The following is an 11,532-nucleotide window of genomic DNA, read 5'->3' as shown; positions in this document are numbered from 1 at the left end:
GGGTAAAGTGGCCTGCTAATACCTGATTTATAGTGAAGGGGCCTGGTTAACGAGGGAAGAATGAACTTCCCTTGTTAGCTTATCTGCCAACCGCTGATAAGCCAATCACTGGTCTTTATACCGATCGCGAATTTCAAGAAATTGTTCTTTATTTTCAAAGAACAACCTCACCAGCGTGGGATCAAAGTGGCGACCGCTCTCTGTTTCCAGAAGCTCAAGAATTTTCTCCAGAGGCCAGGGTTTCTTATAACACCGCCAGCTTCCGACTGCGTCAAAAACATCCGCCAAAGCAACGATTCGGCCGCTGATGGGTATACTTTCTCCCTGTAGACTTCTTGGGTAACCACTGCCGTCCCATTTTTCATGATGAGTCAGCGCGATTTCTGCCGCCATGTCGAGTAAAGGATTCCCTGATCCATAAAGAATATCATGCCCCATCTGCGCATGAGTCTTCATCACTTCCCACTCATCAGGATCTAACTTGGCTGGTTTATTAAGTACTGAATCAGGTACGCCCACTTTACCAATATCATGCAGTGGGGAGGCCTGCTTGATAATCTCGGCCTGCTCAGCAGAGAGTCCGTACAACAGCCCCAACAACTCACTATAGAATGCTACACGCTTGACATGAAAGCCAGTTTCTTCAGAGCGGGTTTCGATCACCTCGCCAAGGCGATAAATAACCTCCCTGTTACTGTCACGAAGCATATTGTTGAGGCGAATATTCTCCAATGCCACAACGATATTTTCTGTGAACAAACTAAGCAAATTACGATCAATGTCGGAAAGATTACGTACGCCTTCAACAAAAAACAGTGTTGTCAGCGTACTGTTACAACAATAGATAACCAAACTGCATTCATGATACACATTGGCTCGGGAATCTACTGCTTCAGTAATGATCCCCTTCATTTTGTCGGGAAGCTGTGAAATTTTGATAGTCTCGACGCCAATTTCATTGTCGTGAGAGGCAGCTAGAACCTTCAGCTCCGTCTCCATCAACTGTAGCGCAAGAGAGTCATACGTATAGATAGAAGAGCCATCCAGCCGCAGCAACAGCAGCAACTGTTCCATAGCACCACTGACAAAAGAGCCAAAGGCACGCTGTTCAAACACTCCTTTGGAGGCATTAATAACCTTTTCCAGGCCTTTTTTACTCTTCTCCAGCGTCATAATGTCGCGGTAGGAGCGCAGACAAGCATGCATCAAAGTAAATAATTTCTGAGAAGTCAGCTCTGTTTTAGCCTTGTAGTCGTTAATGTCATATTCTCGAATAACTTCCCGCTCAGGAGCTTGACCGGGTTGACCGGTACGCAGCACGATGCGACTGGTTTCGTTACCCATCTCTTTGCGGATAAAGCGCACCAGCTCAAGACCGGCATCTTCCGTCTCCATCACCACATCAAGTAGAATCACAGCCACGTCGCTGAGGGTTTTAAGTAAGGTTCGCGCTTCGCGCCCAGAGTAAGCGCTGATAAATTCAAGAGGGCGCCCGTCAAAGACGAAACGCTTAAGAGCCAGCCGGGTAACTTTGTGAACTTCGCTTTCATCATCAATGATCAACACCTTCCATGGTTCGCCCACGAACTCATCAGAAAGATTCTTCTCATCAAAAAAAAGTAATTCATTTTCCATCCAGCTCACTCCACAATCTGCACGGTTTTTTTGCTATAAATACATTATGGTGCAAATACAGCGTGCTAAAGCAAACACAAGCCTATGCTACAACCAAAATAGAAGAAAAAGACGTTTATTGAGCTATTCTAGATAATGTTAATAGTAATAGATTGGTGCCACTTCTGCCCAACGTGATGAGAACAATTTTCAATAAATATCAAACACCCCTGTGCAGGCCTTGGCAATTGATCCATAACTCTGCTAATTTGCCGGGCTATCGATACAACTTTAGTGTTATTAGTCATAGACTAACTGTAAGCAAGCTCATTTTTTGACAAATTAAGTTGGATCTGTAAACCGCCAATGCCAAACCCGGACACTGCCAATGCAAAAACTGCTGACTAACCTGCGATTACATAGGAAGCAGAATTTACTATCCTATCGTTTGTTGGTCTATATTCTGATGTGCAGCACACTGCTAGCCGTGCTGAGTACTGCGGTTCAATTATTCTGGGATTACAGAAACGATATCAGCAATATTGAGAAAGGTATCAATTCTATCGAGGCAGGCTATCTCGATTCATTGGCGTCCAGTCTTTGGAAGCTGGACCAGGATCAGATAGGCATTCAGCTTGATGGCATCATGAAACTGCCAGATATTGGTTTTGCGGCTATCACTGAAATTGTCGCGAATAAAGAGGAAGCCATTTTCTATCGAGGCGATAAGCGCGAAGAATTCCCTATTTCCCGGGACTTTGATCTATCCTACAATAAAACACTGGTCGGTAAACTCCAGGTCGGAGCAACGCTCGAAAACGTATACGACCGATTGTTAAAGAAATTTATGGTCATACTTGGTAGCCAGGCGGTAAAAACCTTCCTGGTTTCTATTTGTATCCTTTTCATCGTGCACTTTCTGGTGGTCCGCCACCTCAATACGTTATCCCGCTTTACTCAACGGCTCGATCTAGACAATCTGGACGAAACTCTTAAACTGAAGAAAGGCGTATTTGACCAGGATGAGGCAGACTCCATCGATCAGTTGGCGAACACCTTAAACGCAATGCGGGACAATATACGCAAACAGTTAAACGAGAAGAAAAAGGTACAGCGTCAACTGGAACAGCTGAATGAAGAATTGGAGCAACGGGTTCAATACCGAACGGCAACACTGAAGCATACGAATGACCGCTTGGCGACGGCCCTGGAAGAACTGACACAGACAAAGGATAAACTGGTAGAATCAGAGAAGATGGCCGCCTTGGGTGAACTGGTTGCCGGAGTTGCTCATGAGATAAATACTCCTGTAGGCAATAGTCTGACCTCTGCGAGCTTTCTTCAGGATTTAAGCAAGGATCTCTCTGCACGATTAGAAAAGGGCCAGGCTGCTCCTGAACAAATCCGCAGCTACAGTGACGACATAACGGAAGCTACCGGAATGATCACTACAAACTTAAATCGCGCATCCAAGCTGATCAACAGCTTTAAACAGATAGCGGTGGACCAGAGCAACGAACTAACACAGCATTTCAATATTCGGGAAAACCTGGAAGAAACCTTACGCACGCTTGAAACCGATATACGTGATGCCAAATGCCAGATCCTGATTGATTGCGATAAGAACCTGGAAATCGTCAGCTATCCTGCCGGTTTTGTGCAGATCTATAACAACTTAATCATGAATTCGATCATCCATGGCTTTGAAGGCAAAAGTGATGGAACAATTAAGATCGATATCAAGAAGAAAGATGAACACCTGTTAATTACTTACAGCGATGATGGTCGTGGTATTCCTGAACAAATCAAACACCGGATCTTTAATCCGTTTGTTACCAGCAAACGCGGATCTGGCGGCAGCGGGTTGGGTACCCACTTAATTTACAACCTGATTACACAATTACTCAAAGGTTCCATCTCCTGCACCAGTGAGCGAGGCCAGGGTGCCCGCTTCGATATTCGAGTTCCCGTCAGAATTCAGAACTTACCCGATGATGAAGATGATGACCTATGGTAGGTTTTCTACGCTGCCCGCTCTAAAACAGCCATCTGTAAATTAACGGCCGCTTGATAACAACAGACCAGAGGCTAGTCTATCCAGACCTACAAGGGTTCCAGATAGTCCACCAGAAACTGAACACTTGTGCGCCCCCGAAACTCGTTGATATCCAGTTTATACGCCACCTTTGCTTGCGAAGAGTCGCTTGGCCAAAGACCCAAATCAACATTAAATGCGATAGCGTCCACACAAAACCCACTACGAGGCTCAGCTAACACCAATTTCAAATGGCGCTGACCCACGATTCTCTGTTGAATCAAATCAAAAACCCCGTCAAAAATGGGTTCTGGAAAATTCTGCCCCCAAGGACCAGCATCTCTTAGCAACTGAGCCATCTCCAAATTCATCTCGTCAGAGTCCAGCTCACCGTCACTATCAATTCGCGCCTGTAGATCCTCCTCAAGTAACAGACGTCTGGCCTCTTCATCAAATGCTTTACTAAAGGCTTCAAAGTGCTCCTGTTTGAGGCTCATTCCTGCTGCCATAGCATGGCCACCAAACTTACTCAGCAATCGAGGATCTCGAGCTGCAACCGCATCAAGGGCATCACGAATATGAAGCTTTGGAATGGAGCGAGCGGAGCCTTTTATCATTCCGTTTTCAGCCGGAGCAAACGCAATAACAGGGCGATGAAATCGCTCCTTTATACGGGACGCCAGTATGCCAATCACCCCTTCATGCCAACTTTCATCAAACAGGCACAACCCAACAGGAAAGTTGCCATTCGTATCCAATTCCATGCTATCAAGAATAGTTAATGCCTGATCTTGCATGGACTGCTCAATACTCTTTCGATCCTGATTCAGTTCATCCAGTTGAAAAGCCAATGCCCTGGCCTGATCATGATCTTCAGCCAACAGGCAATCTATTCCTATAGACATATCCTCCAGACGGCCAGCGGCATTAAGCCTTGGACCTACGGCAAAACCGAGATCAGAAGCGACGATCTTTGCAGGAGTCCTTCCCGCTACCTCCAGTAACGCCAGAATTCCGGGTCGGGCAACACCTGCACGAATACGTCTCAGCCCCTGATCAACCAAAATCCGATTGTTCTGATCAAGGGTCACCACATCCGCGACCGTGCCTAAAGCGACCAAATCCAGAAAAGACGCCATATTAGGAACAGGGATATGCTGTCGCTGGAACCATTCATCTTCCTGCAACGTCCTGCGTAACGCACTCATAACATAGAAAATGACACCAACACCACACAGATTCTTACTTGGAAAGCCACAACCATGCTGATTAGGGTTGATAAGAGCATCAGCCTCGGGCAATTCTGCTCCAGGCAGGTGATGGTCCGTCACGACTACATCAATACCAAGAGACTTAGCCGCTCTGACACCCTCAACGCTGGAAATACCATTATCGACGGTTATTAATAGATCTGGAGACTGCTGCGCAGCAACGGCAACGATTTCAGGACTCAGACCGTAGCCATACTCAAACCGGTTTGGCACCAGAAAATCTACTTGAGAGGCTCCCATTTTGCGCAACGCCAGTACAGCCAGCGCACTACTGGTAGCACCATCACAATCAAAGTCCCCGACAATAAGAATACGCTTTTGCCGCTGAACTGCTTCAGCAATTAACAGCACTCCTCGTTCAATACCCTTCATTGACGAGTAAGGGAGTAATACTTTTAGAGAGCGTTCAAGCTCCACAGGGTTCTGAATACCACGAGCACCATAAATCCGCTGTAGCAAAGGTGTCAGGGAGTTATCATTCAGTTCTGTAAAAGAATTGCGCCGTACAATCAGCTTATTCATCAGTTACGCCCATAAGCGGGTCATCGGTTGTATTGACGGGTGGTATTTTTTGCCACCCGTTGTGTGATGCTTTATTCGACGACTCAGGAGTCGTAGCTTGCAGCAATTCACTAGGGAAAAAGCTGACAGTTTTTCCAGTCAACCAGTAAGCGAACAGGCCAATCCATTCTCGCAATGCCAATTTAAGTCCACTCAGATTACCGGCTAAGTCAAAATGAATCCCCTGCCTCTCTGGAGGAATCGATCGGTGATCAACAGGAAATGCCTTTACATTAATCCCTTGCCGCTGAAAAACCCCCACTGAACGAGGCATATGGAATGCTGAGGTCACCAACAACCAAGGCCTGGTCTGTTGCTCTCCGATCAACTTGGCACTAAAAACAGCGTTTTCGTAGGTATTTCGAGATTCGCGCTCATAAACGACTCGATCATGCAGCCCCAATGGTTTCAGAAACTGAGCGATGATATCAGCCCCTTTCAGCTGCTGATTCGTTACCAGCCCTGAACCGCTGGAATAGATAAATGGCAGATCAGGATATTGCCTGAGCAAGGCAAGCATTCCAATGATTCGCTCCCCTGATTCGTTGACTTCCAACTCATCCCATTGGCTACTAAACCAAACTCTTTCTGCCCCGCCCAAAACGATAACACCCGCCAGCTCAGACTGCAGTGGAGGCTGCAGGCGAGTATATTGTTTCTCTAAAGGATAAATCAGGATATTTCCGACCGGGTAGGCTGCAATTATCCAGCAAAGGCAGAGTGACAACCAGAGTAACTTGCGGCCTCCAGGCCTGGCGCGTCTATCTCCATCAGAAGAGAGTACTCTCTTCACTGGACGACTTCTGAATACACCCAAAGTCAGAAATAAAAGCAGCAGGTGGTCAGGGCTGCTCAGGGTCCAGAATATTTTTGAGGAATAAAAAAACAGATCGTCCATGGGCAGGCCAGTTAACTATTGAGAGTAATGTAGTCATCCTGATCAACGAGTCGTAGCCAGGTAGCTACAACTGACTCAGCCCACATATGCCCTTAGTGTTAACAAAGACATAGAGTGGGCTGTTTAGCAATTAATGCTCAGGCCATTAATCAATATTCTTACTGATAAATGCCTGCACTGCCGTTAAATCGTTGGGCAGAACCTGAAAGGCTTCTTCTCGATCAAACAGATCTTCGAGATGGTGAGGCAATGATGGAGCCTTACAGCCGGCTTTTACAACGGGTTCAGGGAACTTGACAGGATGGGCTGTCGCTAAGGCAATCATCGGCGTCTCTGCGTCACGACGACACTCCTGCCCCGCTTTGACGCCAATGGCGCTATGAGGATCTAACAACTCTTCGGTCTGATTGTAGCTATCAGCGATCACCTGACAACAGACATCATCATCAACTGAATAACTATCAAAAAGCTCTCTTGCCTTCTCCAGCCGCTTGGGATCAAGAGCAACGGCTTCCTTATTTAAGCTGCTCATCAGACTATCAATTGCCGTCCCATCACGATCATAGAGATCGAACAGCAGTCGCTCAAAGTTACTGGAAACCATAATGTCCATACTAGGAGAAAGTGTGTGAACCAGCTCTTTCTTGGAAAAATCGTTGCTGCTGATACAACGGTGTAAAATATCGTTGCTGTTCGTTGCCACAACCAGCTGTTTTACCGGTAGTCCCATCCCACGAGCAAGATAACCAGCAAAAATATCACCAAAGTTACCGGTAGGAACCGAGAAGGAAACCTCGCGATGAGGCCCACCCAATGATAGAGAGGCATGGAAGTAATAGACAATCTGGGCCATGATTCGAGCCCAGTTGATGGAGTTTACAGCCACCAACTTACGGCCTTTCAGGAAGGACTGATCAGCAAAGCTTTGCTTAACCATTTGCTGACAATCATCAAAATTACCCTCAACGGCAATATTGTGTATATTGTCGCCGATAATAGTTGTCATCTGCTTGCGCTGGACGTCAGACACCCGATTGTGGGGATGAAGAATAAATATATCGACATTATCACAGCGACGACAACCCTCAATGGCTGCTGAGCCAGTATCGCCTGAAGTGGCCCCAACGATAACTACCTTTTCCTTACGCTTTTCTAAAACATAGTCCAGCAAACGTCCCAGCAACTGCAGAGCAAAGTCCTTGAACGCCAGAGTTGGCCCATGGAACAGCTCTAACAACCACAGATTGGAATCCAGCTGTTTCAACGGAGCAACGGCGTTATGAGAAAAAACGCTGTTGTCTCCGCCTACACCGTAGGTTTCATCGATAATGGCATTTAAGTCTTCTGTGGGTATAGTACCCGCCACAAAGGGTGCAATTATCTTTTTTGCAAGTTCCGCGTAGGACAGCCCAGCCCAGGAGGCGATCTCTTCTTTTGAGAATTGAGGCAGGGACTCTGGTACAAACAGGCCGCCATCAGAGGCCAACCCCGTTAACAGAACCTCTTCAAAGTTCATAGCGGGGGCCTGACCCCGAGTAGAGATATACTTCATGCCGTTCTCCTAGTTCGCATCCAGTTGTTCAACACGAATCCGAGTTACATCACCACTGATATCACTTAACGCTTCAATCTGCTGAATCGCACTATTCATCTGTTTTTCCTGTACCTGATGAGTCAGGATGATCACTGGTACCAGGTTTTTATGTGTGCTCTTCTGCAGGATCGAATCAATGCTGACGCCCTGGTCCGCCAGAATACGAGTCACTTCAGCGAGTACACCTGGATGATCAACCGCACTCATACGCAGATAATACGCAGTTTTCACCTGTTCCATTGGAAGGATAGGAGTATCGGACAGACGGGTCGGTTGAAAGGCCAGGTGTGGAACACGATTATCCCGATCAGCGGTCATAGTACGAACGACATCAACCAAATCAGCGATTACAGCGGAGGCCGTTGGCTCACTTCCAGCTCCAGCACCATAGTACAGAGTAGGCCCAACCGCATCGGCATCAACGACAACAGCATTCATAACACCATCAACATTAGCGATCAGACGCTTTTCCGGTATCAGGGTGGGATGAACACGCAGTTCTATTCCCTCTTCGGTTCGACGACTGATGCCCAGATGTTTGATGCGGTACCCCAGCTCTTCAGCATAATTGACATCGTCCGTTGTAATTTTGCTGATACCTTCGGTATAAGCCTTGCTAAATTGTAGTGGTACCCCATAAGCCAAAGAAGCCAGTATCGTTAACTTGTGAGCGGCATCAATACCTTCGACATCAAAGGTTGGGTCTGCTTCGGCATAGCCCAGTTCCTGAGCTTCTGCTAACACCTCATCAAAGGAACGGCCTTTATCACGCATTTCGGTCAGAATGAAGTTCCCTGTACCGTTGATAATACCCGCCAGCCAATTAATGCTGTTTGCCGCCAAGCCTTCACGTATGGCCTTAACAATAGGAATACCCCCAGCCACTGAAGCTTCGAACGCAACCATGACATTTTTGCGCTGGGCTGCTTCGAAGATTTCATTACCATGCTCAGCAATCAAAGCTTTGTTCGCAGTGACTACATGCTTACCATGCTCAATCGCCGTCAGAACCAGTTCCAGCGCCTTCTCATATCCGCCGATTAACTCAACGACAATATCAATCTCAGGATTCATGGCAACTGCAAGAATATCACTGGTCGTCTGAATTCCTTTGGTATCGCAGTTCGAGTTTTCACGGCGCGCACCAATCTCTTCTACGCGAATAACCCGGCCTGCACGACGAGAAATTTCTTTTTCGTTACGTTTCAGAACGTTAAAAGTACCGCTGCCAACGGTACCTAAACCACAGATGCCAACTTTTACTGGTTTCAAACCCATTCCCACAGCCCTTTGCTGATCGCTTGCTGAAAACGCAACCAGGGAGGGTCCCCTTAGCTACGCCAAAATGGCGGACATTGTAACAAATAAACGGCGGCGGGAGTGAGTCGATTACAGGCAAAAAAAAACTTCCGCTCCAGTTCCTCGAGTAAGGATCGGAGCGGAAGTTTTATTTGGCAGTTAAAACTTTAAAAATCAAACCGTTGCAGTATCACCACCCTCTTCTTCAACAGTTTCAGTACGGTGATTCGTGATCTCACCACTGTTGATACGCGCCAGGTAACTGGAAAGTTCGCGTTTAACGACAGGGGCCAGCATATAAAGACCGGCTATGTTGGCAATACTCATGGCAAAAATCATCGAGTCAGAGAAATCAATAACAGGCCCCAAGCTCATAGATGCACCAACTACAACAAAACCACAGAAGATAAACTTAAAGGTCAAATCGGAAGCCTTACTCTCACCAAATAGATAGGTCCAGGCTTTAGTGCCATAATAAGACCAGGAAAGCATGGTTGAGAAGGCAAACAGAACAACAGCAACAGCCAGAACATATGGGAACCAGGATATGGCACTTTCAAAAGCACTGGAAGTCAGAGCAACCCCGCCCAGACCAGCATTATTTGCGTAAGCACCTGTAATAACAATAACCAGAGCAGTCATTGTACAAATCACTACGGTATCGATAAACGGCTCTAATAAGGACACAAAGCCTTCACTCAAAGGTTCATTGGTTTTCACCGCTGAATGAGCAATTGCAGCGGAACCAATACCCGCTTCGTTGGAGAAAGAAGCTCTCTTAAAGCCCTGAATCATACAACCAATAACACCACCGGTTACGCCCGCAGCACTGAAGGCACCGGCAAAAATCAGACCAAAGGCTTCAGGTATTTTCTCCATGTTCATAAACAAAATTACCAATGCAGCCGCTACATAAATACCTGCCATAAAGGGTACAATTCTTTCTGTAACCCGTCCGATTGACTTAATGCCACCGATAATTACGATACCAACGAGCACGGCCATCACCAGACCGAGAACCCAAGCCTGACCTGCGAAAAAGCTGGCATCACCACCGGTAACGCTAATCACTTGCTGGACAGCCTGGTTAGCCTGAAACATGTTACCGGCACCAAAAGCACCACCAATACAGCAAATTGCAAAAAATACTGCCAGGAATTTACCCAACCCTGCTTTACCCTGCTCAGCCAGACCTTTACTAAGGTAATACATAGGCCCACCAGAAACACTGCCGTCAGGATTAATATTACGGTATTTAACACCCAGGGTGCATTCCACAAACTTTGAGGACATTCCCAGCAGACCACCGACAATCATCCAAAAAGTAGCACCGGGCCCGCCAATAGACACAGCAATAGCGACACCTGCAATATTTCCCAGACCAACAGTCCCCGAAAGAGCAGCAGTCAGCGCTTGAAAATGACTGACTTCCCCTTTATCCCGAGGGTTTGTGAAGTCGCCACGCACCACTTTAATGGAATGACTAAAACCACGAACATTTATAAAACCGAAATAAACTGTAAAGAAAATTGCTGCGACAACAAGCCAGACAACAATTAAAGGTAGTGATGCATCACCCACAGGAACGGAGTAGAAGACAATACCGGCGATAACATTTGAGATGGGAGCGATTGCTTCATTTATTGCTTGATCCACACCGTCTGAAGCTGAAGCGAGTGGACTGATAAATAGAGAAAGAAGAGCACAAATCCATGCTTTCATTATGAGGGCCTCTTATATTTATAGTTCTAGTTATGGGTAATAACTTTGAACCTCTCAGCAGATTTCCGACTTGTAACCGGCCTGCTAAAAGGACAGGGATAATCAACAAACTTATGACAGAAACACTGTCTCCAATCCGCATATACGGGGAAGCACAAAGACTCCGAAGTAGTTCTGAATGTCCCGTAGTGACTGGAATTAGGTTGAATTAACCCGCGGAAATCATACCTTAGAGGGCATAAAAATATTCACCAATATGTTGAATATTTTCGATGATTTTTCTAGAAAGGCTTCTATCTCTGGTTATTATTACTGTCTATAAAAATAGTGGCACGGCTAAATCAATGACTCTTGAAATAATCCGTTTTATTTGAATAACTTTAAATCAATACATGAAAAACATCTAATTGTTATATATCAATTTCTGATGAAAACCAAGAGCATTAAGTGAATACCACCTGAGATTACAAAACTATTCGATCACCAGGAACCGAAGCTAAGAAACCTATGAACAAGGTGGCTTTCAGAGCGATTGGAG

General features: G+C 46.2%; 7 protein-coding genes. 1 reads left to right on the top strand and 6 read right to left on the bottom strand.

All coding sequences use genetic code 11. From position 1 onward, the window contains the following. Positions 1–105: 105 nt before the first annotated feature. On the bottom strand, positions 106–1,635 hold the full coding sequence (locus tag BGP75_RS10310) for a DUF3369 domain-containing protein (protein WP_076718447.1): 1,530 nt from the start codon (positions 1,633–1,635) through the stop codon (positions 106–108). Positions 1,636–2,002: 367 nt separating this feature from the next. Here BGP75_RS10310 and BGP75_RS10305 point away from each other — a divergent pair, with 367 nt between their 5' ends. Next, positions 2,003–3,631 (top strand): ATP-binding protein, encoded by a 1,629-nt coding sequence (locus BGP75_RS10305; protein WP_076718446.1) that lies wholly within the window; start codon positions 2,003–2,005, stop codon positions 3,629–3,631. A gap of 86 nt (positions 3,632–3,717) precedes the next feature. Here the strand turns inward: BGP75_RS10305 and recJ are convergent, their stop codons facing one another. The 5 genes from recJ to BGP75_RS10280 all read right to left on the bottom strand — a co-directional run bounded on the left by recJ (position 3,718) and on the right by BGP75_RS10280 (position 10,994). Next, complete coding sequence (gene recJ, locus BGP75_RS10300) at positions 3,718–5,442, bottom strand: single-stranded-DNA-specific exonuclease RecJ (protein ID WP_076718445.1); 1,725 nt, start codon at positions 5,440–5,442, stop codon at positions 3,718–3,720. Next, positions 5,435–6,274, bottom strand: coding sequence for a YdcF family protein (locus BGP75_RS10295; protein WP_158070091.1), 840 nt, complete (start codon positions 6,272–6,274; stop codon positions 5,435–5,437). The genes recJ and BGP75_RS10295 overlap by 8 nt, the downstream gene beginning before the upstream one ends. 250 nt (positions 6,275–6,524) lie before the next feature. Further along, positions 6,525–7,931 carry a threonine synthase gene (gene thrC / locus BGP75_RS10290; protein ID WP_076718441.1) on the bottom strand — a complete coding sequence of 469 codons (1,407 nt, stop codon included), beginning with the start codon at positions 7,929–7,931 and terminating at the stop codon, positions 6,525–6,527. Positions 7,932–7,940: 9 nt separating this feature from the next. Then, positions 7,941–9,245 (bottom strand): homoserine dehydrogenase, encoded by a 1,305-nt coding sequence (locus BGP75_RS10285; protein WP_076718495.1) that lies wholly within the window; start codon positions 9,243–9,245, stop codon positions 7,941–7,943. Positions 9,246–9,446: 201 nt separating this feature from the next. Beyond that, entirely contained in the window at positions 9,447–10,994 is a 1,548-nt protein-coding gene (locus BGP75_RS10280) for a sodium:alanine symporter family protein (RefSeq protein ID WP_076718439.1), read from the bottom strand. Positions 10,995–11,532: the final 538 nt, after the last annotated feature.

The sequence above is a fragment of the Motiliproteus sp. MSK22-1 genome, assembly GCF_001968815.1.
In the GTDB taxonomy this organism is placed as follows: Bacteria; Pseudomonadota; Gammaproteobacteria; order Pseudomonadales; family Balneatricaceae; genus Motiliproteus.
The sequence above is the reverse complement of the archived record's forward strand: the minus strand, read 5'-3'. Positions and strand labels throughout refer to the sequence as shown.

Bases quoted from the DNA above. Each gene is read 5' to 3' on its own strand.
- BGP75_RS10310 (WP_076718447.1), bottom strand. From the start codon at position 1,635: ATGGAAAATGAATTACTTTTTTTTGATGAGAAGAATCTTTCTGATGAG.
- BGP75_RS10305 (WP_076718446.1), top strand. From the start codon at position 2,003: ATGCAAAAACTGCTGACTAACCTGCGATTACATAGGAAGCAGAATTTA.
- recJ (WP_076718445.1), bottom strand. From the start codon at position 5,442: ATGAATAAGCTGATTGTACGGCGCAATTCTTTTACAGAACTGAATGAT.
- thrC (WP_076718441.1), bottom strand. From the start codon at position 7,931: ATGAAGTATATCTCTACTCGGGGTCAGGCCCCCGCTATGAACTTTGAA.
- BGP75_RS10280 (WP_076718439.1), bottom strand. From the start codon at position 10,994: ATGAAAGCATGGATTTGTGCTCTTCTTTCTCTATTTATCAGTCCACTC.